This window comes from Micromonospora sp. WMMD1076, from assembly GCF_029581475.1.
Taxonomy (GTDB): domain Bacteria; phylum Actinomycetota; class Actinomycetes; order Mycobacteriales; family Micromonosporaceae; genus Micromonospora; species Micromonospora aurantiaca.
This window is the reverse complement of record NZ_CP120862.1, coordinates 6,279,942-6,305,000: the sequence shown is the minus strand read 5'-3', so window position 1 is coordinate 6,305,000 and position 25,059 is coordinate 6,279,942. Positions and strand designations below refer to the sequence as shown.

The 25,059-nt window shown below is 73.3% G+C and carries 22 protein-coding genes; 13 read left to right on the top strand and 9 right to left on the bottom strand.

All coding sequences use genetic code 11. The annotated features are described in order from the left end of the window. Positions 1–140: 140 nt before the first annotated feature. Positions 141–1,241 carry an alpha/beta hydrolase gene (locus O7622_RS28485; protein WP_282311162.1) on the bottom strand — a complete coding sequence of 367 codons (1,101 nt, stop codon included), beginning with the start codon at positions 1,239–1,241 and terminating at the stop codon, positions 141–143. Between the two features lie 181 nt (positions 1,242–1,422). On the opposite strand from O7622_RS28485, the gene O7622_RS28480 reads away from it, so the two are divergent. After that, positions 1,423–1,596 carry a hypothetical protein gene (locus O7622_RS28480; RefSeq protein WP_282311161.1) on the top strand — a complete coding sequence of 58 codons (174 nt, stop codon included), beginning with the start codon at positions 1,423–1,425 and terminating at the stop codon, positions 1,594–1,596. A 95-nt stretch (positions 1,597–1,691) separates the two neighbouring features. Here the strand turns inward: O7622_RS28480 and O7622_RS28475 are convergent, their stop codons facing one another. The 7 genes from O7622_RS28475 to O7622_RS28445 all read right to left on the bottom strand — a co-directional run bounded on the left by O7622_RS28475 (position 1,692) and on the right by O7622_RS28445 (position 11,813). Then, the gene (locus O7622_RS28475) at positions 1,692–2,804 is read right to left on the bottom strand and encodes an acetate kinase (protein WP_282311160.1); all 1,113 of its coding nucleotides are present in this window, start codon (positions 2,802–2,804) and stop codon (positions 1,692–1,694) included. Further along, positions 2,801–4,867 carry a phosphate acetyltransferase gene (gene pta, locus O7622_RS28470; RefSeq protein WP_282311159.1) on the bottom strand — a complete coding sequence of 689 codons (2,067 nt, stop codon included), beginning with the start codon at positions 4,865–4,867 and terminating at the stop codon, positions 2,801–2,803. The genes O7622_RS28475 and pta overlap by 4 nt, the downstream gene beginning before the upstream one ends. Positions 4,868–5,028: 161 nt before the next feature. Further along, positions 5,029–5,208: a DUF6104 family protein gene (locus O7622_RS28465; protein ID WP_013288341.1), complete on the bottom strand. Its 180-nt coding sequence runs from the start codon at positions 5,206–5,208 to the stop codon at positions 5,029–5,031. 66 nt (positions 5,209–5,274) lie between these two features. Then, complete coding sequence (locus O7622_RS28460) at positions 5,275–8,994, bottom strand: multifunctional oxoglutarate decarboxylase/oxoglutarate dehydrogenase thiamine pyrophosphate-binding subunit/dihydrolipoyllysine-residue succinyltransferase subunit (RefSeq protein ID WP_282311157.1); 3,720 nt, start codon at positions 8,992–8,994, stop codon at positions 5,275–5,277. 258 nt (positions 8,995–9,252) lie between these two features. Then, positions 9,253–10,080, bottom strand: coding sequence for an ABC transporter permease (locus tag O7622_RS28455; RefSeq protein ID WP_282311156.1), 828 nt, complete (start codon positions 10,078–10,080; stop codon positions 9,253–9,255). Beyond that, positions 10,077–11,015, bottom strand: coding sequence for an ABC transporter ATP-binding protein (locus O7622_RS28450; RefSeq protein ID WP_282311155.1), 939 nt, complete (start codon positions 11,013–11,015; stop codon positions 10,077–10,079). The genes O7622_RS28455 and O7622_RS28450 overlap by 4 nt, the downstream gene beginning before the upstream one ends. A gap of 141 nt (positions 11,016–11,156) precedes the next feature. Further along, a complete protein-coding gene (locus O7622_RS28445) occupies positions 11,157–11,813 on the bottom strand; it encodes a hypothetical protein (protein WP_282311153.1) in 657 nt (218 codons plus the stop codon). A gap of 175 nt (positions 11,814–11,988) precedes the next feature. Between O7622_RS28445 and O7622_RS28440 the strand changes: the two genes are divergently transcribed. The 9 genes from O7622_RS28440 to O7622_RS28400 all read left to right on the top strand — a co-directional run bounded on the left by O7622_RS28440 (position 11,989) and on the right by O7622_RS28400 (position 21,125). Further along, a complete protein-coding gene (locus tag O7622_RS28440; protein WP_282311152.1) occupies positions 11,989–12,765 on the top strand; it encodes a GNAT family N-acyltransferase in 777 nt (258 codons plus the stop codon). Beyond that, positions 12,762–13,646, top strand: coding sequence for a lysophospholipid acyltransferase family protein (locus O7622_RS28435; protein ID WP_282311150.1), 885 nt, complete (start codon positions 12,762–12,764; stop codon positions 13,644–13,646). Before O7622_RS28440 ends, O7622_RS28435 begins: the two co-directional genes overlap by 4 nt. A 124-nt stretch (positions 13,647–13,770) precedes the next feature. Beyond that, positions 13,771–14,601: a DUF4097 family beta strand repeat-containing protein gene (locus tag O7622_RS28430; protein ID WP_282311149.1), complete on the top strand. Its 831-nt coding sequence runs from the start codon at positions 13,771–13,773 to the stop codon at positions 14,599–14,601. Further along, on the top strand, positions 14,598–15,218 hold the full coding sequence (locus O7622_RS28425) for a PadR family transcriptional regulator (RefSeq protein ID WP_282311147.1): 621 nt from the start codon (positions 14,598–14,600) through the stop codon (positions 15,216–15,218). The genes O7622_RS28430 and O7622_RS28425 overlap by 4 nt, the downstream gene beginning before the upstream one ends. 64 nt (positions 15,219–15,282) lie before the next feature. Next, the gene (locus tag O7622_RS28420; protein ID WP_030271847.1) at positions 15,283–15,984 is read left to right on the top strand and encodes a response regulator transcription factor; all 702 of its coding nucleotides are present in this window, start codon (positions 15,283–15,285) and stop codon (positions 15,982–15,984) included. Continuing rightward, the gene (locus O7622_RS28415) at positions 15,981–17,537 is read left to right on the top strand and encodes a HAMP domain-containing sensor histidine kinase (protein ID WP_282311146.1); all 1,557 of its coding nucleotides are present in this window, start codon (positions 15,981–15,983) and stop codon (positions 17,535–17,537) included. Before O7622_RS28420 ends, O7622_RS28415 begins: the two co-directional genes overlap by 4 nt. A gap of 62 nt (positions 17,538–17,599) precedes the next feature. Further along, positions 17,600–19,123 carry a trypsin-like peptidase domain-containing protein gene (locus O7622_RS28410; protein WP_282311145.1) on the top strand — a complete coding sequence of 508 codons (1,524 nt, stop codon included), beginning with the start codon at positions 17,600–17,602 and terminating at the stop codon, positions 19,121–19,123. Positions 19,124–19,258: 135 nt separating this feature from the next. Beyond that, positions 19,259–19,930 (top strand): BON domain-containing protein, encoded by a 672-nt coding sequence (locus O7622_RS28405; protein WP_282311144.1) that lies wholly within the window; start codon positions 19,259–19,261, stop codon positions 19,928–19,930. 133 nt (positions 19,931–20,063) lie between these two features. After that, positions 20,064–21,125, top strand: a complete 1,062-nt coding sequence (locus O7622_RS28400; protein ID WP_282314256.1) for a glycosyltransferase family 4 protein — start codon at positions 20,064–20,066, stop codon at positions 21,123–21,125. Positions 21,126–21,129: 4 nt separating this feature from the next. Here the strand turns inward: O7622_RS28400 and O7622_RS28395 are convergent, their stop codons facing one another. Then, entirely contained in the window at positions 21,130–22,626 is a 1,497-nt protein-coding gene (locus tag O7622_RS28395) for a serine/threonine-protein kinase (protein WP_282311143.1), read from the bottom strand. Positions 22,627–22,805: 179 nt separating this feature from the next. Between O7622_RS28395 and O7622_RS28390 the strand changes: the two genes are divergently transcribed. The 3 genes from O7622_RS28390 to cutA are packed head-to-tail and all read left to right on the top strand — an operon-like array spanning position 22,806 to position 25,038. Continuing rightward, positions 22,806–23,639, top strand: coding sequence for a patatin-like phospholipase family protein (locus O7622_RS28390; RefSeq protein WP_282311142.1), 834 nt, complete (start codon positions 22,806–22,808; stop codon positions 23,637–23,639). Beyond that, the gene (locus tag O7622_RS28385) at positions 23,640–24,662 is read left to right on the top strand and encodes a 1-acyl-sn-glycerol-3-phosphate acyltransferase (RefSeq protein WP_282311141.1); all 1,023 of its coding nucleotides are present in this window, start codon (positions 23,640–23,642) and stop codon (positions 24,660–24,662) included. 55 nt (positions 24,663–24,717) lie between these two features. Then, complete coding sequence (cutA, locus tag O7622_RS28380; protein WP_282311140.1) at positions 24,718–25,038, top strand: divalent-cation tolerance protein CutA; 321 nt, start codon at positions 24,718–24,720, stop codon at positions 25,036–25,038. Positions 25,039–25,059: the final 21 nt, after the last annotated feature.

Sequence of the window (25,059 nt, the reverse complement as noted above, 5' to 3'; positions counted from 1 at the left end):
CACCCTACCCACCCCGCCCGGGCGTCCCCGCCGCCCGGCCCAGACCTTCGGCGATCATGAAGTTGACGGCACCGGCTGTCCGGTTTGTCACCGTCAACTTCATGATCGACGCGGTGGTGGGGGTGGGGAGGGCGGGCGGGTCAGGTGGGGAGGGATCGGGTGGTGAGGGTGGTCAGGCCGGAGGTTGTGGCGTCGGTGGGGAGGCGGCGCAGGGCGGCGCGGTCGGCGTAGAGCGTCCAGCGCAGGAAGTCGGTGGTGGTGGCGAGCACCTGGGCGAAGCCGGGCCGCCCGGGCGTCAGGTACTCGCCGTGGCCCTGACCGATCAGGCTCAGGAAGGCGGCCGGCCCCAGGCAGCGGGCGTACGCGGCCCGGCCGATCGGCTCCGGCACGATCCGGTCGGCGCTCCCGTGCACGAACAGCATCGGCGCGAGTGGGCGGGAGAGTCCGGCGACCATCCGGCCACCGGCGATCACGATTCCGGCCCGTACCGGGGACGGCTGCCCGGAGGCGAACATGCCGAGCGTGGTGTGCCCGCCGGCCGAGTGCCCGGCGGCGGCGAACCGGTCCACTGCCATGTGCGCGCCGAGCGGATCCCCGTGGCGGGCCCCCAGCCGGACCAGATGGCGGATCAGTCGCCAGGCGTCGGCGGGCTGGTTGCGGACGTCGTCGCGGGTGTAGGCGCGGGCGCGCTGGTTCGTACGCGGATAGGTGGGCGCGACCACCACGAACCCGGCGGCGGCCCAGCGGGTGGTCAGCGCGGCGTGCAACGCGGGCAGGCTGCGCAGCCCGTGGCTGTAGAGGACCACGGGGAACCGTCCGGCCGCGAACGGGGCTCCCGGCCGGACACGCGGTCCGCGCTCCGGGCCGGGGCTCGCCGGTGTGGCGCTTCCGGAGCCGGAGGGAGTCGCGACGACGGACGGCCGGGACGGAAGGGCCGAAGCACGAGGCCCGCGCGGGCCGGACAGGACCGGCGCGTGACCAGTACCGGCCGAACCAAGGCCGGCCGAGCCGGGGCCGACGGTCTGCGGCGGCGGGGGAGACGGTTGTGCCGGGTACCAGACGGTGACCGGCAACGGCCGCCTGCCGTCCGGGTCGAGCGTGAACTGTCGCATCCCGACCGAGTACCGGTGCTCCGGCGCGGGCCCGACGGCGGCCGGGACCGGGTCGGACGTGGTCACGGCCGGGCCACAACCGGCCAGCAGCGCCGTCAACAGCGCGGCGACCAGCCGCTGCCCCCTCACACCTGCACGGTAGGCAGCCGAGCGGTCGGCCCGCGCCCGCCGTCCGGGCCGGTCGGTGCCGCCACCCGGGCGGCTCTCGCCTCCACCGGGTGGCCGGGTTTGCCCGGTCCCGCCACCCGGATCCGCAGGTGACGGCCCGGCGGGGCGGACCGGTCCGGTCGGCTTCGCTAGGGTCAGCCGCATGGCTGAGAACTACACCGACCCGAGTGGCAACACCGCGCAGTTCCGCGCGTTCGTCGATTCTCCCGAGCCGGCCGCGTCGGCGCCGGCGCCGTCCCGCCTGCCGCTGATCGCCGGTGTGGCCGTCGCCGCCGTCGTGGTGGTCGCCCTGATCGCCTGGATCGCCCTGGGCTGACCGGCGGCCCCGCGCCGACCGGCGCTGACCGGGCGGCCCCGAGCTGATCCGGCCAGGCCCGACCGCGCCCGGCGCACGGAGGGCAGGGCGGGCGGTCAGACGCCCAGCACCTCACGGGTCTCGCGGGCGATCTCCCGCTCCTCGTCGGTGCCGACCACGAGCACCGCCACCTCCGCGCCGTCGGGGGAGACGAGCCGGTCGCCGTGGCCGTCGTTGCGCGCCGGGTCGACGGCGACGCCCAGCCGCTCCAGCCCGGCCAGTGAGGCTGCCCGGACCGGTGCGGCGTGCTCGCCGACCCCGGCGGTGAACGCGATCGCGTCGACCCGGCCGAGCAGCGCGTAGTACGCGCCGACGTAGCCGGTGATCCGCCGGCAGTAGACGTCGAACGCCAGCGTCGCGTCGGGGTCACCGGCGTCGCGGCGCGCCAGCACCTCGCGCATGTCGTTGACGCCGGTCAGCCCGAGCAGGCCGCTGCGGTGGTTGAGCAGGTCGTCGATGTCGTCCACCACCATGCCGCCCTCGCGGCGCAGGTGGAAGATGACGGTCGGGTCGAGGTCCCCGCTGCGGGTGCCCATCACCAGGCCCTCCAGCGGGGACATGCCCATCGAGGTGGCCACGCTGCGCCCACCCTGGACGGCACACGCGCTCGCCCCGTTGCCCAGGTGCAGCGTGATGGTGTTGAGCCGGTCGTACGGGCGGTCGAGCAGGTCGGCGACGCGACGCGAGACGTACGCGTGCGAGGTGCCGTGGAAGCCGTAGCGGCGGACGTCGTACCGCTCGGCGGTGGCCTTGTCGATCGCGTACGTGGCGGCGGCCTCGGGCAGCGTGTGGTGGAACGCGGTGTCGAAGACCGCCACCTGAGGGACGTCCGGCAGCGCCTCCCGGGCCACCCGGATGCCGGCGAGGTTGGCCGGGTTGTGCAGCGGCGCCAGCGGCACCAGCTCCTCGATTGCGGCGACGACAGCGTCGTCGATGCGTACCGGCGCGCTGAACCTCCGCCCGCCGTGCACCACCCGGTGGCCGACGCCGGACAGCCCGGTCAGGTCGAGCCGGCCGATGATCTCCCGGACCGCGCTCTCGTGGTCGGCCGGCCCGCCTCCGGGCTCGCCGATCCGCTCGACGATGCCCTTGTCCAGGACGTCGTCGCCGTCGTACAGCCGGTACTTGACCGACGAGGACCCGCTGTTGAGGACCAGGATGCGGCTCATTCCGACGCCTCCGCGGCGGCCTGGATGGCGGTGATCGCCACCGTGTTGACGATGTCCGGCACTCCTGCGCCGCGGGACAGGTCGTTGACCGGCCGCCGCAGGCCCTGCATGACCGGCCCGACCGCCACCGCCCCGGCCGACCGCTGCACCGCCTTGTACGTGTTGTTGCCCGTGTTCAGGTCCGGGAAGATGAACACGGTGGCCCGCCCCGCGACCGGGCTGTCCGGCAGCTTGGTGGCCGCCACCTGCGGGTCGATCGCCGCGTCGTACTGGATCGGGCCCTCGACCAGCAGGTCCGGCCGGCGTTCCCGGACCAGCTTGGTGGCCGCCGCGACCTTCTCCACGTCGGCTCCGGCGCCGGAGCTGCCGGTGGAGTACGACAGCATCGCCACCCGTGGCTCGATGCCGAACCGGGCCGCCGTGTCGGCCGACGAGATGGCGATGTCGGCGAGCTGGTCGGCGTCCGGGTCGGGGTTGACGGCGCAGTCGCCGTACACCAGCACCCGGTCGGCGAGCAGCATGAAGAAGACGCTGGAGGCGACGGCGACGCCGGGCACGGTCCGGATGATCTCGAACGCCGGGCGGATGGTGGCTGCTGTGGTGTGGGTGGCGCCGGAGACCATGCCGTCGGCGTGACCGGTCTGCACCATCATCGTGCCGAAGTAGTTGGGCTGCGCCACGATGTCGTGCGCCAGCTCCACCGTGACGCCGCGGTGGGCGCGCAACTGCGCGTACGCCTGCGCGAACTCGTCCCGCCACGGGCTGGTCACCGGATCGACGACCTGGGCGTCGCCGAGGTCGACGCCGAGTTCCCGGGTCCGCCGGGCGATCTCGTCCGGGCGGCCGAGCAGGGTGATCTCGGCGACGCCCCGGCGCAGCAGCACCTCGGTGGCGCGCAGGATCCGTTCGTCCGCGCCCTCGGGCAGCACCAGCCGGCGGCGGCGGGCGCGGGCCCTGTCGATCAGGTCGTTCTCGAACATCAGCGGGGTCACCCGCGCGGACCGGCTGACCCGCAGCCGGCGGGCCAGGTCGTCGGTGTCCACGCAGCGCTCGAACGCGCCGAGTGCGGCCTCGACCTTGCGCGGGTTGGCGGTGCTGGGGCGGCCCTCGATCCGGCTGGACGCGGCCACCGTGTCGTAGCTGTCGCTCGGCACCGACACCACTGGGAGCCCGGTGTTCATCCGCTCGACCAGGCGCATGGCCCGCGGGTCGGGCTGCTCGCCGAGCGTGAGCACCAGCCCGGCCAGCGACACCTGCCCGGCCACGTGCGCGGCGCCGGCGGCCACCAGGAGGTCCGCCCGGTCGCCCGGGGTGATCACCAGCGCCCCGTCGGTGAGGTGGTCCAGCAGCGTCGGCACGTGCGCCGCCCCCACCACGTAGTCGAGCACGTCGCGGTCGAGTGCGGTCTCGTCGCCGGTGAGCACAGTGCCGCGCAGCGCCGCCGCCACCTCGGCCACCGTCGGCGCCGACACGGTCGGCACCTCGGGGATCGCGTACGCGGGCACCGGCAGCTCGGGCAGCGTCATCGGCTCCGGCACGCGGTTGGCCAGCGCCGCGATCACAGTCGCGCCGAGGTCGGCCAGATCGTGGTACGCGCCGCGCAGCGCCGCCGCGATCGCGTCGGGCGTCTGCCCGAACCCGTCCACGACGGGCACCACGACGCTGCCGAACTCGGTCGCCAGCCGGGCGTTGAAGGCCAGCTCACGGGGACCGGTGCCGTCGCCGTAGGCGAAGTCGCTGCCGACCACCACTATCGCCGGGCAGCGCCGTTCCACCTCGCGGTAGCGGGTGACGATCCGGGAGATCAGCTCCTCCCGGCGGCCGTCCGCGACGAGCGCGCTCGCCTCGGCGTACGTGGCGCCGTACAGCTCGTCGACCGGCAGTTCCATCCGGTAGCGCTCGGTGAGCAGGGCGAGGATCGGGTCGGTGCCGTCACCGGCGACGAGCGGCCGGAACGCGCCTATCCGTTCCACCTGGCGGGACAACAGCTCGGCCAGGCCGAGCGCCACTGTCGATTTTCCCCCGCCCGAACCAACGCCGGTCAGGTACACGCTGCGCGCCACGACCTCACGCTACAAGATCGCTGTAACCCCCGCCCAGGTCCTTCGACCCGTCCCCACCCCCGCCGGCGCCGCCGATCGTGCAGTTTCCGCCCCGGCAGATGCCACTAACCGGACACGAGGCGGGCCACAACTGCAAGATCGCGGGGGAGGAGGGGAGGGGGTCAGTCGTCGTCCGGGTCGTCGAGGCGGGCCAGCCAGGTGGCGAACCGCTCGATCGGGGTCTCGAACTCCGGGTTCAGATCGATGAAGTCACGCAGCCGCTCGCCCAGCCACTCCATGCTGACCTGCTCGTCGCCACGGCGCTCGACCAGCTCCTCGATGCCACGGTCGGTGAAGTACACGGTGTTCCTCTCGTCGTCGTACGGCAGCGGCCCGCCCCGGGTCGGGACGGGCCGCTGCCGGTGGTGTCACGGGCGGGGGAGAGCCGCCTCGATCAGCGCGTTCTGCTCGACCTCGTGCATCTTCGCCGAGCCGACCGCCGGGGCGGCGGCGGCCGGGCGGGAGATGCGGCGCAGCCGGACCTCGGGCAGGTGCTCCAGCAGGTTGAGCGCGACGAACGACCAGGCGCCCTGGTTGGCCGGCTCCTCCTGGACCCAGGCGAAGTCCTCGGCGTTCGGGTACTGCGCCAGCGCGGCCCGGACCTCCTCGACGGGCAGCGGGTAGAGCTGCTCCATCCGGACGATCGCGGTGTCGGCGACGCCCCGCTCCTGCCGGGCCTGGAACAGGTCGTAGTAGACCTTGCCCGAGCAGAGCAGCACCCGCTTCACCTGCTCCGGCGCCGGAGCCGCGGTGTCGGCCAGCACCGGCTGGAACGTCCCGGTGGTGAAGTCCTCCACCGGGGACACGCACAGCTTGTGCCGCAGCAGCGACTTCGGCGTGAACACCACCAGCGGCTTGCGCTTGGGCGACAGGGCCTGGCGGCGCAGCAGGTGGAAGTAGTTCGCCGGGGTGGTCGGGATGGCCACCCGCATGTTGTCCTCGGCGCAGAGCTGGAGGAACCGCTCCGGGCGGCCGGAGGTGTGGTCCGGGCCCTGGCCCTCGTGGCCGTGCGGCAGCAGCAGGGTCACCGCGGAGCGCTGGCCCCACTTCACCTCGCCGGAGGAGATGAACTCGTCGATCACCGACTGGGCGCCGTTGACGAAGTCACCGAACTGGGCCTCCCAGGCCACCAGCGCGTTGATGTTCTCCACCGAGTAGCCGTACTCGAAGCCCATGGCCGCGTACTCGGAGAGCAGCGAGTCGTGGACGAAGAAGCGCGACCGCTCGCCGTCGGCGGTGAGCGACTTCAGCGGCAGGTAGTCCTCACCGGTCTTGGCGTCGACCACCGAGGCGTGCCGCTGGACGAACGTGCCGCGGCGCGAGTCCTGCCCGGCGAGCCGGACGGTGACCCCGTCGTGCAGCAGCGTGCCGAACGCGATGATCTCGGCGAAGCCCCAGTCGATGCCGCCCTCGACGGACATCTTGCGACGCCGCTCCAGCAGCTGCTGGATCCGCTTGTGCGGGGTGAAGCCCTCCGGCAGGTTGACGTGCGCCTCGCCGATCGCCTTGACCACTGCGGCGTCGGTGGCGGTGTCGACCTGCGGCTCCGGCTCGTCCTCCCGCGCCGGGCGGCTGAGCTGACGTGGGGTGGTCGCGGCGTCCCGGGTGGCCTTGAAGACCCGCTCGAGCTGCCCCTGGTAGTCGCGCAGCAGCTCCTCCGCGTCCTCCACGGTGATGTCGCCGCGCCCGATCAGCTCCTCGGTGTAGAGCTTCCGGACGGACCGCTTCGAGTCGATGATCTTGTACATCTCCGGGTTGGACATCGACGGGTCGTCGCCCTCGTTGTGCCCGCGCCGGCGGTAGCAGACCATGTCGATCACGACGTCCTTGTTGAACGCCTGCCGGTACTCGAACGCGAGCCGGGCCACCCGGACCACGGCCTCCGGGTCGTCGCCGTTCACGTGGAAGATCGGCGCCTGGATCATCCGGGCCACGTCGGTGCTGTAGAGGCTGGACCGGCTGTACTCCGGGGCGGTGGTGAAGCCGACCTGGTTGTTGACGACCACGTGCACCGTGCCGCCGGTGCGGTAGCCGCGCAGCTGGGAGAGGTTGAGCGTCTCGGCCACGACGCCCTGGCCGGCGAAGGCGGCGTCACCGTGCACCGCCAGCGGCAGCACGGTGTAGCCCTCCAGCTTGAGGTCGATGCGGTCCTGCTTGGCCCGGACGATGCCCTCCAGCACCGGGTCCACGGCCTCCAGGTGCGACGGGTTCGCCACCACCGACACCTTGACCGCGTGCTCGGCGTCCGGGGTGGTGAACTTGCCGTTCTGGCCGAGGTGGTACTTCACGTCACCCGAGCCCTGCGTGGACCGCGGGTCGAGGTGCCCCTCGAACTCGGAGAAGATCTTCTCGTACGGCTTGCCGACGATGTTCGCCAGCACGTTGAGCCGGCCGCGGTGGGCCATGCCGATGACGACCTCGTCCAGCCCGGCCTCGGCGGAGCACTCCAGCACCTCGCCGAGCAGCGGGATCAGCGACTCCCCGCCCTCCAGCGAGAAGCGCTTCTGGCCGACGTACTTGGTCTGGAGGAACGTCTCGAACGCCTCGGCGGCGTTGAGCCGGTTCAGTACGTGCTTCTGCTCGTCGGAGCTGGGCTTCTCGTACTTGCGCTCGACCCGCTCCTGGATCCAGCGCCGCTCCTCCGGGTCCTGGATGTGCATGTACTCGATGCCGACCCGGCGGCAGTACGAGTCGCGCAGCACGCCGAGGATCGAGCGCAGCTTCATCCGCTGCTGGCCGGCGAAGCCGTTGACCGGGAAGACGCGGTCGAGGTCCCAGAGCGTGAGCCCGTGCTGGAGCACGTCCAGGTCCGGGTGCTTACGGATCTTGAACTCCAGCGGGTCGGTGTCGGCCATCAGGTGGCCGCGCACCCGGTACGCGTGGATCAGCTCGTGCACCCGCGCGGTCTTGTTGATCTGGCCTTCGCTGTCGACGGCCACGTCGCGCATCCAGCGCACCGGCTCGTACGGGATCCGCAGCGAGGTGAAGACGTCGTCGTAGAAGCCGCGCTCGCCGAGCAGCAGCTCGTGCATGACCTTCAGGAACTCGCCGGACTGCGCGCCCTGGATGATCCGGTGGTCGTACGTGCTGGTCAGCGTGATGACCTTGCTGACCGCGTTCTCGGCCAGGGTGGCCTCGCTCATGCCCTGGTAGGGGGCCGGGTATTCCATCGCGCCGACGCCGATGATGGCGCTCTGCCCCTGCATCAGGCGCGGGATCGAGTGCACCGTGCCGATGCCGCCCGGGTTGGTCAGCGAGATGGTGGTGCCGGAGTAGTCCTCCATGGTCAGCTCGTTGCGGCGGGCGCGCCGGACCACGTCCTCGTACGCCTGCCAGAACTGCCGGAAGTCCATCTGCTCGCAGCCCTTGATGGACGGCACCACCAGGTTGCGCGAGCCGTCCGGCTTGACCAGGTCGATCGCGATGCCCAGGTTGACGTGCTCCGGGCGGACCATCGCCGGCTTGCCGTCGACCTCGGCGAAGGAGTTGTTCATCTCCGGGTGCTCGACGACCGCGCGCACGAGCGCGTACCCGATCAGGTGGGTGAAGCTGACCTTGCCGCCGCGACCGCGGGTCAGGTGGTTGTTGATCACGATGCGGTTGTCGACGAGCAGCTTGGCCGGGACGGCGCGCACGCTCGTGGCGGTCGGGACGGCGAGCGACGCGTCCATGTTCTGCACGATCTTGGCGGCGACGCCGCGCAGCGGCGTGGTGCCCGCGGCGCTCGCGGTCGGCGCCTTGGCCGGGGCGGACTTCTTGGCCGGCTCGGGCGCCTTCGCGGCGGGCTTGGCCGGGGCGGCCGCGGCCTTGGGGGCGGCCTTCGGCTCGGTCTTGGCGGGCTGTGCGGTGACAGTCGCCACCGCCTCCTGCTGCTCGGCCGGCTCCGGCTTCGCGGCCGGCTTGGCCGGCCCGTCCGGGCGCGGTGTGGCGGCGCCCGGGGCCGGCCGGTAGTCGGCGAAGAAGTCGTGCCAGGCCGAATCGACGCTTGAGGGGTCGGCGAGGTAACGCTGGTACATCTCCTCGACGATCCACTCGTTCGGGCCGAAACCCGCCAGTGGGTTCTCCTGCGAAGTCTGCTGGGTCGACACGGCCGCTAATCGCCTCTTTCACGCGGTTGTGAATGTCACGGTGGCCCCCGGTGACCCCCGGTTGCCGACGCTGGGTAAACCGATGCCAAGGCTACGCCGTGCGCTGCGCGCAGGCATTCTCGCCTCCGGCTGGTGGTCCGTTTCACAGAAGATGCCAGAAGTTCGGCAAACGCTGCGTGATCCGCCGACTCCTGCTAGACGAGCGAGACCCCGGCCGATGACGTCCGTCACCGGCCGGGGTCCGTCCCCGACGCGAGGTCAGGAGATGTCGCGCTTGCGGATCGTGGCCACGCCGATCGCGCCGGCCACCACCGCGTACCCGATCAGCACCAGGGCACCGGCCCACTGCGGCGGGTTGCCCGGGATGTCGGTGTCGCCGCCGACCATGAGCCCGGAGGCCAGCGACGGGACCAGCAGCTGGAGCTTGTTGATCCAGTCGCCGTACCGCGAGGCGAGGAGGCTGAGGACGATGACCGCGCCGATCGCGCCGCCCAGGTAGAACAGGATGCCGGTCACCGTGGCGCCGATCTGGCTGCGGATCAGCACGCCGAGCCCGACGCCGAGCACCGACCAGAGCAGGTACGCCAGGCCGTTGAGCGCGATCGCCCGCCACACGGCGCCGCTGCCGAGCTGCGATCCGACGTCCACCGAGTTGAGGATCAGCGGCGCGGTGACCAGGTTCAGCAGCGTGGTGACGAGCCAGAACAGCAGCGCCAGCACGCCGGCCGCGGCCAGCTTGGCCAGCATCACAGCGGTGCGGTGCGGCGCGGTGAGGAACGTGGTGGTCACCGTCTGGTGGAAGAACTCGCTGGTCACCACCACGATGCCCAGCAGCAGCACGATGAGCAGCCCGAAGAACTGGCCGTTCGTGTAGAGGTTGGCCGCCAGGTTGTCGGCGGCCGAGATGGCCTGCAACTGGTCGGACTGGTCGGCCGGCACCTCGCCGAAGTCCCCGCCGGCCAGCGCCTCGGTCTGCAACCAGTTGAAGAACAGCGTGAGCGCCCACAGCGCCAGGCTGATCAGCCCGAAGATCCACCAGGTGCTGGTGGTACGGATCTTGAGCAGTTCGGATCGGACAAGCGTCATCGGATCTCCGCCTTTCCGGCCGTCAGCTCCAGGAAGACCCCTTCGAGGTCGGGGCGCTCGGTGGTCAGCTCGTGCAGCTCGACCTTGGCGGCCAGCGCGACCCGGCCCACAGCCGGCGCGTCCACGCCGGTGACCAGCAGCGCGCCGTGCGGGTCGGTGTCGACGACGGCCGACTGCTCGCGCAGCGCCGCGGCCAGGTCGTCGGCCTGCGGGGTGCGCACCCGCACCCGCACGTCGTGCGTCATCGACGCCATCACCTGGTCGACCGGGCCCTGCCGGACCAGCTTGCCGGCCGCGATGATCACCACGTCGTCGGCGAGCAGCTGCATCTCGGAGAGCAGGTGGCTGGAGACCAGCACGGTCCGTCCCTCGGCGGCCAGGCCCTTGAGGAAGCCGCGCATCCAGCGGATGCCCTCCGGGTCCAGGCCGTTCGCCGGCTCGTCCAGGATCAGCACCTGCGGGTTGCCGAGCATCGCGGCGGCGATGCCGAGCCGCTGCTTCATGCCGAGCGAGTAGCCCTTGAACTTGCGCTTCGCGGCGGGCGAGAGCCCGACCAGGGCGAGCGCCTCGTCGGCGCGCTCCTTCGGCAGGCCCGCCGCAGCGCAGATCACCCGGAGGTGGTTGATGCCGGTGCGGCCCTTGTGCGCGCTGGACGCCTCCAGCACCGCGCCGACCGTACGCAGCGGGTCGGGCAGGTCGGCGTACCGGCTGCCGCCGATCGTGGCCGTGCCGGCGCTCGGCGTCACCAGGTTGAGCAGCATGCGCAGCGTGGTCGTCTTACCGGCGCCGTTCGGGCCGAGGAAGCCGGTGACCCGGCCCGGCTCGACGGTGAACGACAGGTCGTCCACCGCGCGGACGGTCTTGTATTGCTTGGTCAGGCCGGACACGATGATCTGGCCGGTCCCGGCACTGGGGCGTGGCTGCCCGTCGGACATCATTCTCCTCTCCTGCCCCGGCGGGCTCGTCGCGCGCCGGTGGGGGCACCGTTGCGGGGGCACCCGGCAACAGCCTTCCAACCCGGCGCAACGGGGTCAATCAGGCGGGACGCGTACGTGCCGTCCCCCTCGGGGATGAGATCACCGGGTCGGCAGCGCCACCCAGGTCGCCCGGGCGCGGCCGAGTAGCGCGCCGTCCGAACCGTACAGGCTGGTGTGCACCTCGGCCTTGCGCCCCTCACCGCCGACCGCGAGGCCCGTCACCACGCACTCGTCGCCGGGCCGTGGCAGCGCCGTGACCTGTGCGGCGATCCGCCCCAGCACGTACGGCCGGCCGGGCGCGAGCACCGCCCAGCCGCCCGGGCAGTCCAGCGCCGCCCACACCGTCGCGGGCGCCACGTCGGCCGGCGCGCGGAACGGCGCGGTGGTCCGGCCGTCCGGCAGCCGCCCGGGGAAGATCCGCAGCCCGTCCGGGTTCGCCGGGCCGCAGACGTAGCAGCGGGGGAAGGGGTGGTCGACCAGACCGGGGTACGCCCGCGCGGCGGCGGCCGCCGTCGCCCGGTCCACCGGCGGCACCACCGCGTCGACCGGCTCGACCCGGCGTACCTGGGCGATCAGGTGTCCGTCCGGATCGCGTACCTCGCCGTCGGCGGCGGTCAGCGGCGTGTCCAGCGGCGGCGGCCGGCGCAACGTGACCTCCACCGGGCCCCGGTCGTCGATCAGCGCGGCGAAGATCCCGGCGCTCCAGCCGCCGTTGCCGGAGCCGTCCGGCCCCTGGAAGCGGGCCTCGACCAGCATGTGCACCTCCGGGTTCCCCTCCGCCGGCGCCGTCGCGGGCGGTCCGCCCCGGCAGCCTCGCACACTCCGGTCCCGTCCCGGCCGTCCCGGTTCGCACGCCGTCGCCGACCGGCGTTCACCGGATCGACACCCCTCATCCCGTCCGGTGGCAACCCGGGGCACCTACACAGGAGTCATGGCCGTTCTGCACGCCGCTGGCGCACCGCTCACGACCAGCGGTTACACCCTGCTGATCGCCGACGACCCGACACTGGTCGCGGCCGCGCAACGCCTGCGCCACGAGGTGTTCGCCGGCGAACTCGGCGCCACCCTGCCGACCGCCGCCACCGGGCTCGACACCGACGGGTTCGACGCGTACTGCGACCACCTGGTGGTGCTACACGAGGGGACCGGGGAGGTCGTCGGCACGTACCGGCTGCTGCCGCCCGGCCGCACCGACCGCCGGTACGCCGACGCCGAGTTCGACCTGGGCCCGCTGGCCCCGCTCCGCGACCACCTGGTCGAGGCGGGCCGCTCCTGCGTCCACCCCGACCACCGCACCGGCGCCGTGATCAACCTCATGTGGGCCGGGATCTGCCGCTACCTGCACCTGCGCGGCGCCCGCTGGCTCGGCGGCTGCGCCTCGGTGCCGGTCGCCGACGGCGGGACCGCCGCCGCGCAGGTGTGGGCCGAGGTCACCGCCCGGCACCTCGCCCCGCCGCTGCTGCGGGTCACCCCGCGCCGGCCCTGGTTCGCCGAGGCGCCCGCCGCCGACCTCGCCGCGCTCACCCCGGTGCGACGCCGGGCGCTCGTGCCGCCGCTGCTGCGCGGCTACCTGCGGCTGGGCGCCTGGGTGGCCGGCGAGCCCGGGTACGACGCGGACTTCGGCTGCGCCGACTTCTACGTGCTGTTCTCGCTGGACCGGATGAACCCGCGCTACCTGCGGCACTTCCTCGGCGAGGCCCTGTCGTGACCGCCGTCGCGGAGACGTGGACGGCCGGTCCGGGTGCCGGGGAGGGCCTGTGGCGGCCCGCCTCCGGCTGCGGGCCGGACTGCCTTCCGCCGCACGCCGCCCCGGACGTGTCGCGGCTGCGCCGGACCGGCCGGCTGCTCGGCGTACTCGGCATGCTCCTGGCCGGGACGGGTCTGGCCGCGCTGCTGCCGGTGCTGCCCGCCGCCCGGGGCCGGGCGGCGTTGCGGGGCTGGGCGCGGTGGACGCTGCGTACCCTCGGGGTTCGGCTGCTGGTCCGCGGCCGGGCGCCGCGGGGGCGCGCGCTGCTGGTCGCCAACCATGTGTCCTGGCTGGACGTCCTGGCGGTGCTCGCCGTGTCGCCGGCCCGGATGCTGGCGAAGCGCGAGGTCCGGAGCTGGCCGCTGGTGGGTGCCCTGGCCGCCGCGGCGGGCACCGTCTTCGTGGACCGGTCCCGGCCGCGTGACCTGCCGGCCACGGTCGCGCGGGTGGCCGGCGCGCTGCGGTCCGGGCGGTCGGTGGCGGTGTTCCCGGAGGGTACGACCTGGTGCGGTGCCGCGACGGACTGCCGCCCGAGCCGCGGCTTCCGCCCGGCGATGTTCGAGGCCGCCGTGGCGGCGGGCGCACCGGTGGTGCCGCTGAGCATCGGTTACCGGTACGCGGGCGACCCGAGCACGCTGCCCGCCTTCCTCGGTGAGGAGACGCTCTGGGCGTCGATGCGCCGGGTGCTCGCCGCCCGGGGCCTGACCGTGTCGGTGACGGTGAGCGCGGCGCTGCACCCGGCCGAGGGCGCGGACCGCCGGGCGCTGGCCCGGATCGCCGAGGCAGCGGTCCGCCCGGCCCCGCGCCCCGTGTTCGCGACCCAGCTCGACCTGGCCGCCTGACCCGCTCAGTCGCGGAGACGCGACATAGTCGCGATAGTGTCTTGTTCAGTCGCGATGTATCGCGTTATGCTCCTCGCAACACCTGGCGTGCCGTCGACCGGTACGCCGACGAGGGGAGCGTGTCATGGCCGGTTGGACTGTCGAGAGCCCGCAGCGCATCACGCTGGACGAGCCGATCACCCGGCTCGACGCCGAGCTGATCAGCGGCCGGCTGAACGTGGTCGGCGCCGATGGTCCGGCCCGGGTGGACGTGACCCGGATCAGCAGCCGGCCGCTCCTCGTCGACGTGCGCGACGGGCGGCTGACGATCCGGCACAAGCGCAGGCCCGGCTGGCTCGGCATCTTCTCCTGGTTCGGCAACCGGATCCGGGCCGAGGTGTCGGTGGCCGTCCCGCCGGACGTGCTCGCCACCCTGTCGGTGGTCAGCGGCGCGCTCGTCGCCTCCGGGCTGCGCCGGGAGACCAGAGTCGACGTCACCTCCGGGCAGGTCACACTGCGCGGGCTGCGGGGACGCACCAGCGCGAAGGTCATCTCCGGGCCGGTCGAGGCGCTCGGCATCGGTGGCGACCTGGACCTGGAGACGGTCTCCGGCGAGCTGATCCTGGCCGACAGCGCGCCCGAGCGGGTCCGCGCACACGCCGTCTCCGGCTCGATCACCTGCGACCTGGACAACCCGCGCGGCAGCGAGATCCGGCTCAGCGCCATCTCCGGCAGCATCACCGTGCGGGTCCGCGAGGACAGCGACCTCACAGTGCACCTGCACACCACCTCCGGCAAGATCACCAGCGGCTTTCCCCAGGTGGACAGCGGTGGGCGCGGGCTGGGCTCGATCAAGGACAGCCACGGTGTGCTCGGCGGGGGTGCGGGTAGGCTCTGGGCCTCCGCGACCTCCGGCAGCATCGCGCTGCTCGCCCGCCCGGTCGCGCCCGCCGACCACGTGGAGGACGTGCCGTGACCGCCGTGTTCAGCCACGGCCGGCTCCGGCTCTACCTGCTCAAGCTGCTCGACGACGGCCCGAAGCACGGCTACGAGCTGATCCGTCTGCTGGAGGAGCGCTTCCTCGGCCTGTACGCGCCCAGCGCCGGCACCATCTACCCGCGCCTGCAACGGCTGGAGGCGGAAGGGCTGGTCACGCACACCGCCGCGGGCGGACGCAAGGTCTACGAGATCACCGAGGCGGGCCGCGCCGAACTGCGCCAGCGCGCCGACGAGCTGTCGACGCTGGAGAGCGACATCGGCGCCGCCGTCGAGGACCTCTCCGCGCTGGCCGGTGAGATCCGCACCGAGGTACGCGGATCGGTGCGCGACCTGAAGCGAGAGCTGCGTGAGGTGGCCCGGCAGACCCGGCAGGGCGGCTGGACGGCGTCCGCGACCACCCGGCCGGCGGGCGACGGGGGATCGGCGCGCCCGGGCGAGTCGCCGCTGCTCGCCGACTTCGACCATCGGCTCGCCGCGTTCACAGTCGAGGTCGGCGCGCTGGTCCGGGCCCGGCGGCTCAGCGACAACCAGCTCCGTACCGCGATCCGGCTGCTCGACGGCGCGCTGGAAGGGCTCCGGCGGCTGCTCCGCTGATCTCACAGGTTGTTTCCAGGGAGCACCCAGCGCGGCCGCAGCCGGAGCACGGATGATGGGTGACATGGCGGCTACCCAGACCGAGGCCCGGCTTCTCGTCGTCGAGGACGATCCCAACATCCTCGAACTGCTCTCCGCGAGCCTGCGCTTCGCGGGCTTCGACGTGGCCACCGCGACCAGCGGCAGCGCCGCCCTCAACGCCGCCAAGGACCACCGGCCCGACCTGGTGGTGCTCGACGTGATGCTGCCCGACCTGGACGGCTTCGAGGTCATCCGGATGCTGCGCGAGGGCGGTACGCGTACCCCCGTGGTGTTCCTGACCGCGCGCGACGCCACCGACGACAAGATCCGTGGGCTCACCCTGGGCGGCGACGACTACGTCACCAAGCCGTTCAGCCTGGAGGAGCTGACCGCACGGATCCGGGCCGTGCTGCGGCGTACCGCGACCGGTGAGCAGGCGCCGTCCCGCCTCACCTTCGCCGACCTGGAGCTGGACGAGGAGACCCACGAGGTGCACCGGGCCGGCCAGCGGGTCCAGCTGTCGCCGACCGAGTTCAAGCTGCTGCGCTACCTGATGCTCAACGCCAACCGGGTGCTCAGCAAGGCGCAGATCCTCGACCACGTCTGGAACTACGACTTCCGCGGTGACGACAACATCGTCGAGTCCTACATCTCGTACCTGCGGCGCAAGGTCGACAACACCCAGCCCCGCCTGATCCACACGCTCCGGGGAGTCGGCTACGTGCTCCGCAAGCCGGCGGCGTGAACGTCGTCCACGACGCGAAGGGCAGGCTGCGCAGCGTCCCGCTCCGGCTGAAGCTCGTCGCCGCCGTCCTCGCGCTCGTGGCCGCGGCCCTGGTCGTGATCAGCGGCCTGACGGCGTTCCTGCTGCGGAACTATCTGATCGGGCAGGCGGACGACCAGCTCCGCGGCGGCGCGCTCACGGTGGCCAACACGCTCGACAAGGCCGACGGCGGACAGATCAAGATCACCATTCCATCGGACTACGTGGCGTCCACGATCGCGCCGGGCAAGCTGCCGGAGGGGCCGTTCCGCTACGAGGGCCTGCGTAACGAGGAACTGCCCCGGTTCCCCGCCGACTACGCGGGCTACCGGGAGCGGGTGGGCGACCCGTTCACGGTGCGCTCCGAGGACGGCCGGAGCCGGTGGCGGATGCTCTACGCCGACCTGCCCGACGGCCGGATCATCGCGTTCGGGCAGCACCTCACCGGCGTCGACTCCGCAGTGCGGCAGCTGGTCTGGATCGACCTGCTGGTCGGTGGCGCGGTGCTGATCTCGCTGGCGTCGGTGGGCGCCGGGATCGTGCGTACGAGCTTGAAACCGCTCGTGGAGATAGAGCGCACCGCGGCGGCCATCGCCGGCGGCGACCTGACCCGGCGGGTGCCCGACCCGGAGATGGGGCGGTCGTGCCCCACCTCGGAACTGGGCCGCCTGTCCCGGGCGCTCAACGCCATGCTCGCGCAGATCGAGGCCGCGTTCACCGCGCGGGCCGCCTCCGAGGCGGCGGCGCGCAGCGCCGAGATGGGCGCGCGGGACGCCGCCGCGTACGCGCAGGCGTCGGAGGCACGGGCCCGCCGGTCCGAGGAGCGGATGCGGCAGTTCATCGCCGACGCCTCGCACGAGCTGCGGACGCCGCTGACCACCATCCGGGGCTTCGCCGAGCTGTACCGCCAGGGCGCGGCGCGGGCGCCGGAGCAGACCGCCGACCTGCTGCGCCGCATCGAGGACGAGGCGGCCCGGATGGGTCTGCTGGTGGAGGATCTGCTGCTGCTGGCGCGGATGGACCGGGAGCGGCCGATCGCGCTGGCCCCGGTCGAGCTGCCGGTGCTGGCGTCCGACGCGGTGGAGGCGGCCCGGGTGGTCGACCCGGACCGGCGGATCGAGCTGGAGCGGGAACCGGGCGCCGGGCCGCTCGTGGTGCTCGGCGACGACGCGCGGCTGCGCCAGGTGATCGGCAACCTGATGACGAACGCGCTCACCCACACCCCGCCGGAGGCCTCGGTGACGCTGCGGCTACGGGCGGAGGCGGGCAACCTCGCCGTGGTGGAGGTGGCGGACACCGGTCCCGGGCTCACACCGGAGCAGGCCGAGCGGGTCTTCGAGCGGTTCTACCGGGTGGACGCCGCCCGTACCCGCCGGGCCGGCGGGCCGATCAGCACCGGTCTCGGCCTGGCCATCGTGGCCGCGCTCGTCGCCGCGCACCACGGCACTGTCGAGGTGGCGGAGACGCCGGGCGGCGGGGCGACGTTCCGGGTGAAGCTGCCGCTGTTGCCGGAGGCGCCCGAGCCGGGCGAGTGACATTCAGAGAACTTCCAGGCGGATTCCAGGCTGGTGACAGTGCTACGGGGAAAGCTGGTGACATGACCGACCACGAGACCGATCCGCAGCGGTCGCCGGCCCCCGCCGACGCCGAGCCGTCGCACCACACCGCCGAGCTGCCCCGCGTCGAGAGCGGGACGTCGGACTCCTCCAGCACCCCGGCCGCGGCATCGATTCCGGCCGACTCCCCGGCCGCCGGAACCAGCACGCCCGCCGGGCACACGAACCCGGCGGAGAGCGCCGGAAACACCGGGCCCGCCGGGCCGTACCCGCCGCAGGCGGCGACGCCGTCCGCACCGCCGTACCCGGCCTCGGGGCAGCCGCAGCAGCCCCACCCCTGGTACGGGCAGCAGCACCAGCAGGGCGGCTGGAACCAGCAGACAGCCGCGGGCTACCCGTCCACGCAGCACGGTGGACCGGTGCCGTCGTACCAGGCACAGCCGTACCAGACGCAGCAGGGATACCAGTCGTACCAGCCCGGGCAGCCGATGCCGCAGTGGGGACCGCAGCAGCCGGCACGCCCCAGCCGGGCCGGGAAGTTCGTCGGTGCGGGCGCGCTGGCGCTGGCCCTGATGCTCGGCTCCGGCGCGGCCGGTGGCGCGCTCGCCCTCGCGCTCGACGGGGACGCCCCCACCCGCACCTACTCCGCCGCGCCGGTGATCAACAGCGCCGACCTGCCGAAGATCGCGGCCTCCGTCCAGGACAGCATCGTCACGATCATGACGAACAGCGGTGAGGGCTCCGGGGTGATCCTCAGCGCCGACGGGTTCGTGCTCACCAACAACCACGTCGTCGCCGGCGCCGGTGGTGACACGGTGCGGGTGGTCTTCGCCGACGGCAAGAGCGCCTCCGCGAAGATCGTCGGCACCGACCCGAAGACCGATCTCGCTGTGGTCCAGGCCAGTGGCGTGAGCAACCTGAAGGCGGCCAAGTTCGGCGACAGCGACGCCATGCAGGTCGGTGACCAGGTGCTCGCCCTGGGCAGCCCGCTCGGCCTCCAGGGCTCGGTCACCGCCGGCATCCTCAGCGCCCGCGACCGCACCATCCAGGCGGGGGAGGGCGGCCAGCAGAACCCGCAGCAGGGTGCCAGCTCGATCTCCGGCCTGCTCCAGACCGACGCCCCGATCAACCCGGGCAACTCCGGCGGCGCGCTCGTCAACACCCGGGGCGAGGTGATCGGCATCAACACCGCCATCGCCACCGCCGGGCAGGGCAGCACCGGAAACATCGGCGTGGGCTTCGCCATCCCGAGCAACAAGGCCAAGGACGTGGCCGAGAAGCTCCAGCGCGGCGAGAAGATCAGCCACCCCTCGCTCGGGGTGAGCGTGAACGGCGCCGAGGACGGCGGCGCGCTGGTCGCCGCGGTCACGCCCGGCAGCCCCGCCGAGAAGGCCGGGATCCAGCGCGGCGACGTGATCACCAAGTTCGGCGACAAGGTGATCAACGACTCGAACGACCTGGTCGGCGCCGTGCAGGCCGGCAAGGTCGGTGACCGGGTCGAGGTGCAGTACAAGCGAAACGGATCCACCGAGAACGCAACCGTGACGCTCGCCGAGACGTCATAGTCCCGAGGACCTGCCTCCCTCCCGGGCGGCGGGTGACGGAGCCAAGGGGGTTGGCTCCGTCACCCGCCGCCCCTCCTCGTTTCTCACCCGGTACGGGTGAGCGCGCCTCACCCGTACCGGCGTCAGGCTCGGGGCATGACCACCACGTCCGCCGTGCGTACCGACCAGGAGATCCAGCGCGACGTCCTCGCCGAACTGGACTGGGACGCGCAGACCCGGGCCACCGAGGTCGGCGTGACAGTCGCGCGGGGCGTCGTCACGCTCACCGGCCAGGTGGACAGCTACGCCCGGCGGTGGGCCGTCGAGCGCTGCGCCCACCGGGTACGCGGCGTACGGGCGGTCGCCAGTGACCTGGCTGTCGACCTGCCGGCCACGGACCTGCGTACCGACGCCGACATCGCGATCGCGGCGAGCCGGGCGCTGGAGTGGGACAGCTTCGTGCCCGCCGAGCGGCTGGACGTGACGGTGGCCGACGGCTGGGTGATGCTGCGGGGCGAGGTCGAGTTCGGCTTCCAGCGCCGTACCGCCGAACGGGAACTGCGCCGGCTGCGGGGCGTACGCGGGGTGACGAACCTGGTCGAGGTGCGGCCGCCGACCCCGCCGAGTGACGAGCAGAAGCGGATCGACCTGCGCCGCCTGCTGCTGCGGCGTACCGGGACCGAGCGGATCGACGCCCGGGTCGACGGCGACACGGTGGTGCTCGACGGCGTGGTGAGCGCCTGGTGGCAGCGGGAGGACGCGGAACGGGCCGCCTGGGCGCTGCCCGGCGTACGGGAGGTGCACGTCGGGATCGTGGTGTCCGGCTGACCGGCTGTCGTTTACCACGAGCCGGGCCGGGAATCCGCGCCCGGCGGGGTACGCCGGGGACCGACGGGGAGGACTCGTGGCCGTGAACCAGCAGTCCTCGGAGCGCGCGTGGGCCGGGCCGTTGCGGATCGCCATGGTGGTGCCGCCGTGGCTGTCGGTGCCGCCGCCCGGCTACGGCGGGCTGGAGACAGTGGTGGCGGGGCTCGTCGACGCGCTCGTCGACAGGGGGCACCGCGTCACGCTGTTCGGCGCCGGGACCGAGCACGGCACCGCCGCCGACTTCGTCTCCACCTGCGACGACCTCCAGTACGAGCGGATGGGCGAGTCGCTGCCCGAACTGGCACACCTGGCCCACGTGGACCGCCTGGTCGACCCGGCCGGCTTCGACCTGATCCACGACCACACCACGATCGGCCCGATGGTGGCCGGCCGCCGCCGGGTGCCCACCGTGGCCACAGTGCACGGCAACCCGGTCGGCGAGTACGGCACCGTGCTCGGCAACACCGACCGGGGCGTGGGCCTGATCGCGATCTCGCACGCCCAGCGCCGGGCCAACCCGGGGCTGCCCTGGGCCGGCACCGTGCACAACGCGATGCCGCTGCGGGACATCCCCCGCAAGCGCAGCCCGGGCGCGGGCCCGGTGCTCTGGCTGGCCCGGTTCAGCCCGGACAAGGGCCCGGACGTGGCGATCGCGGCCTGCCGGGCGGCCGGGCTGCCGCTCACGCTCGCGGGCAAGTGCAACGAGCCGGCCGAGCGCCGCTACCTGGAGCAGGTGGTCCGGCCGCTGCTCGGCGACGACGTGACGCCCGTGGTGAACGCGGACCGGGTGACCGCGCTGCGGCTGCTGCTGGACGCCCGCTGCCTGATCATGCCGATCCAGTGGGCGGAGCCGTTCGGCATGGTGATGGTGGAGGCGATGGCGACGGGTACGCCGGTGGTGGCGCTGGGCCGGGGCGCGGTGCCGGAACTGGTCCGCGACGGGGTGACCGGCTTCGTCTGCGACCACCCGGGCGAGCTGCCGTCGGCGTTGCGGGCGGCGGCGGACCTGGACCCGGCGGACTGCGTCGCGCACGTGGCGGAGAACTTCTCGGTGGAGCGGATGGCCGCCGACTACGAGGCGGTCTACCGGAGCTTCCTGGCCGCGCGGGCGCCCGCACGGGCACAGCGGGCGGTCGCGCCGGTCGTGGCCGGCTGACCCGTCAGGTCTGCCCGGCCACGAGTTCCGCGGCGGCGGCGTCGAGTCGCCGCGCGTACCCGGGGCTGATGCTGCCCTCGCGGCGACGTTCGTCGATCTTGCCGCGGAGCCGGTCCACGGCGGCTGTCACCTCGCTCTCGCCGTTCGCGGCGACCGCGTTGCGCAGCAGGTTGCGCAGGTCCACCCCGACGTCCTCGCGGATCTGGCCCTCGGTCAGCCCGGCCTCGATCAGCCCGTCCACCCGTTCGGCGGCGTCGGCCTGACCGGCGGCCGGCGGGCGCACGCCGCCGGTCGACGGCAGAGCCGTCGGCCCGGCCGGCGGCGTGGTGGCCGGCTCCTCGGTCACCGGCGGTTCGGCGGGAGACGGCTGCACCGGCCCGGCGGTCGGCAGCACCCGGGGGCCGGCGGGCCGGTCCGGTGTCAGCGCGGAGGCCAGCAGCGCCGCGGCGGCGACCGCAGTCACGCCGACGGCCGCCAGCGTGAGGGTCCGCCGCCGGCCCGGAACCGGCTGCGCGGCGGGATCCTGCCCCGGCTCCGGGATCGGCTGCGCCGCGGGGGCCCGGCCGGGGGCCGGCGGCCCCGCCGGTGCCGGGCCGGCCGGCGGCGGCGGGGAGGTCAGCGCGGGCAGCGTCATGGTCGGCGCCAGCATGGTGGCCGCCTGCGGGTCGCCGGGCAGCATCTGGTCGCGCAGCACGGCGGCCACCCGGCGCGCTGTGGGCCGGTGACGCGGGTCGCGGGCCAGGCAGCGCAGGCAGATCTCCGCGACCGGCCCGGGCAGGCCCGGTACGTCGTCCAGTGTGGGCTCCGGGCAGTCCGCGAGCGCCGCGCCCAGTTGTTCCCAGGTCTCCGCCGGGTACGGCGGCTGCCCGGTCAGCGTCTCGAACAGCAGCACGCCGAGCGAGTACACGTCGGTGGCCGGCTGGGCGGGCGCGCCGTCGAGCCGTTCCGGGGCCACGTACGCCGGGGTGCCGAACGTGCCGCCGTCCTCGTCGTCGTCCGGCGTGCCGATCCGGGTGGCGATGCCGAAGTCGAGCACCTTCGCGCCGGTGCCGGTCATCATCACGTTGGCCGGGGTCACGTCGCGGTGCACGATGCCGAGCCGGTGTGCCGCGGCCAGCGCCTCGGCCACCTGCGCGCCCGTCTCCACCGCCGCCGGCCAGGGCAGCGGCCCCTGGGTCAGCAGGTGTTCCAGCTCCTCGCCGGTGAGCAGTTCCATCACCACGAACGAGGTGATGGAGCCGTCCGGGGCCACCGTCTCGCCGTAGTCGTGCACGGCGGTGACGTGCGGATGGTCGAGCTGGGCGCTCGATCGGGCCTCCTCGCGCACCATGTCGCGGAACCGCGCGTCGGCGGCGAGCGAGGGGGCGAGCACCTTCACCGCCACCACCCGGTCGAGCACCTCGTCGCGGGCACGCCAGATCACCGACATGCCACCGGCACCGATCCGGTCGATGAGCCGGTACCGCCGGGCCAGCAGACGGCCGGCCTGGAGTGTCGCCATCAGCTCGCACCTGCCTGGGCTCGGGAGCGCTATCAGGTTGCGGGAATGTGTCCGACCTGTCAACGGTCGTCCGGTTGACGATCGCGCTGTGTCATGACCCGGGCGGCGTCGTGTGACGCTCCCGCCTCGCTCGGGGCGGCCACCCGGCCGGGTGTGGGCCGCGTGCCAGGATGAACGGCATGGCGGCAGGTCCGGTGGCGTTCGTGCTCGGCGGCGGGGGAGTGCTCGGCGCGGTCGAGGTGGGCATGCTGCGTGCCCTGTTCCGCGCCCGGATCAAACCCGACCTGGTGCTGGGTACGTCGATCGGCGCGGTCAACGGCGCCCTGGTCGCCGCCGACCCGACCGAGGCGGTCACCGACCGGCTGGTCCGGCTCTGGGCGTCGCCCGAGGCGAGCGAGGTGTACGGCGACTCGGTCGCCCGGCAGCTGCGCCGGTTCGCCGCCCGTACCCACCTGCACTCGCCCCGGCCGCTGTACCGCCTGCTGGAGAGCACGCTGGGCGAGGACACCACGTTCGCCGACCTGGCCGTGCCGTTCCGCTGCTGCGCCGCGAACATCGAACGCGCGGCCGAGTACTGGTTCCACACCGGACCGCTGGTGCCGGCGGTGCTCGCCTCCGCCTCGGTGCCCGGGCTGCTGCCCCCGACCCGGATCGACGGCCAGCACTACATCGACGGCGGGGTGGTCAACTCGATCCCGGTCGGCGAGGCGGTGCTGCTCGGCGCGAAGCAGATCTTCGTGCTCCAGGTGGGCCGGATCGAACGCGAGCTGACCCCGCCGCGCCGCCCCTGGGAGATCGCCCAGGTGGCGTTCGAGATCGCCCGCCGGCACCGGTTCGCGCGGGAGATGGCGGCGCTGCCCGAGGACGTCGAGGTGCACGTGCTGCCCACCGGCGGGCTGGAGCCGCGCGACGACAGCCCGTGGGCGTACCGGGACACGGCGGCGGTGGGACGGCGGATCAGCCGGGCGTACACTGCCTCCCGCCGATACCTGGACACCGCGCTGGAGCGCTGAATGCCGCTGCCACCCCGCTGGCTCCGCCGGTTGGTGCTCGCCCCTGGTGTGGTGCTGCTGGCCTTCTTCGTGGTGACCACGCTGCCCGGCTGGGCGCTGCTGGCGCTCGCCGCGTCCCCGCTGGTGCCGGGGCGGCTCCGCCCGCTGCGGCTGCTCTGGATCGGCACCGTCTACCTGGTCTGGGACGCCGCCGCGCTGCTCGCCCTGTTCCTGCTCTGGCTCGCCTCGGGCTTCGGCGCGTACAAACGCGCGCCGGCCTTCCAGCGGGCCCACTACGTCCTGGCCGGGTGGTTCCTGCGGATCATGTTCTGGCAGGCCCGGTGGACGCTGCGGCTGAGCATCGACGTGGTCGGCACCGACCCGGACACCGCCCTGCCGGGCCGTCCCGAACTCGTGGTCTGCCGGCACGCCGGGCCGGGCGACTCGTTCATCCTGATCCACGCGCTGGTGAACTGGTTCAGGCGGGAACCCCGGATCGTGCTCAAGGAGACCCTCCAGTGGGATCCGGCCATCGACGTGCTGCTCAACCGGTTGCCCAACCGGTTCATCGCGGCCGGGCCGGACGGGCGGGAGTCGGTGGTGCGGCAGATCGGGCACCTGGCCACCGGCCTGGACGACGACGACGCCTTCGTGATCTTCCCGGAGGGCGGCAACTTCACCCCGTCGCGGCGGCTGCGCGCGATCGACCGGCTGCGGTCGCTCGGCCTGGAACGGATGGCGCGCCGCGCCGAGCGGATGCGGCACGTGCTCGCCCCGCAGCCGGGCGGGCTGCTCGCCGCGCTCGACGCCGCGCCGGACGCCGGCGTGATCTTCGTGGCGCACACCGGCCTGGACCAGATGCTCACTGTCGCCGACGTGTGGCGCGAGCTGCCGATGGACAAGCGGATCGTGATGCGGTTCTGGTCGGTGCCGCCGGAGGAGATCCCGGCCGGCAAGCAGGAACGCATCGACTGGCTGTTCGACTGGTGGGCACGCATCGACGCGTGGATCGCCGCCAACCGCAACGGCGCGGCCGACACCTGACCGATTCCTCCGCGCCTGCTCGGCGTGGCGGTGGTGCGCCACGTAGGGTGCGCTGGTGGAGCAGATCTGCGTGGTGACGACTGTGGTGGACGCCCGCGGGGTCGCGGACGTGCTGGCGGCCGCGGCCGTCGCCGGCCGGCTGGCGGCCTGCGCCCAGGTCGGCGGCCCGGTGGACAGCACCTACTGGTGGCAGTCGGCGATCCAGACCACCGCCGAGTGGCAGGTGCGGTTCAAGACCGCGCCGGACCGGGTGGACGCCCTGGTCGACCAGCTCCGCGCCAACCACCCGTACGAGGTGCCGGAGATCCTGGTCAGCCGGGAGGACAGCGGCAACCCCGGCTACACCGCCTGGGTACACGAGCAGACCCGGCCCTAGGTACTCCTACTCTGTCCGTCC

Coding starts and splice junctions, on each gene's coding strand:
- O7622_RS28450 (WP_282311155.1), bottom strand. CDS start 11,015: ATGTCCGACGGGCAGCCACGCCCCAGTGCCGGGACCGGCCAGATCATC.
- O7622_RS28400 (WP_282314256.1), top strand. CDS start 20,064: ATGGTGGTGCCGCCGTGGCTGTCGGTGCCGCCGCCCGGCTACGGCGGG.
- O7622_RS28480 (WP_282311161.1), top strand. CDS start 1,423: ATGGCTGAGAACTACACCGACCCGAGTGGCAACACCGCGCAGTTCCGC.
- O7622_RS28430 (WP_282311149.1), top strand. CDS start 13,771: ATGGCCGGTTGGACTGTCGAGAGCCCGCAGCGCATCACGCTGGACGAG.
- O7622_RS28385 (WP_282311141.1), top strand. CDS start 23,640: ATGCCGCTGCCACCCCGCTGGCTCCGCCGGTTGGTGCTCGCCCCTGGT.
- O7622_RS28405 (WP_282311144.1), top strand. CDS start 19,259: ATGACCACCACGTCCGCCGTGCGTACCGACCAGGAGATCCAGCGCGAC.
- O7622_RS28420 (WP_030271847.1), top strand. CDS start 15,283: ATGGCGGCTACCCAGACCGAGGCCCGGCTTCTCGTCGTCGAGGACGAT.
- O7622_RS28475 (WP_282311160.1), bottom strand. CDS start 2,804: ATGAGCCGCATCCTGGTCCTCAACAGCGGGTCCTCGTCGGTCAAGTAC.
- O7622_RS28440 (WP_282311152.1), top strand. CDS start 11,989: ATGGCCGTTCTGCACGCCGCTGGCGCACCGCTCACGACCAGCGGTTAC.
- O7622_RS28390 (WP_282311142.1), top strand. CDS start 22,806: ATGGCGGCAGGTCCGGTGGCGTTCGTGCTCGGCGGCGGGGGAGTGCTC.
- O7622_RS28410 (WP_282311145.1), top strand. CDS start 17,600: ATGACCGACCACGAGACCGATCCGCAGCGGTCGCCGGCCCCCGCCGAC.
- O7622_RS28445 (WP_282311153.1), bottom strand. CDS start 11,813: ATGCTGGTCGAGGCCCGCTTCCAGGGGCCGGACGGCTCCGGCAACGGC.
- O7622_RS28455 (WP_282311156.1), bottom strand. CDS start 10,080: ATGACGCTTGTCCGATCCGAACTGCTCAAGATCCGTACCACCAGCACC.
- O7622_RS28395 (WP_282311143.1), bottom strand. CDS start 22,626: ATGGCGACACTCCAGGCCGGCCGTCTGCTGGCCCGGCGGTACCGGCTC.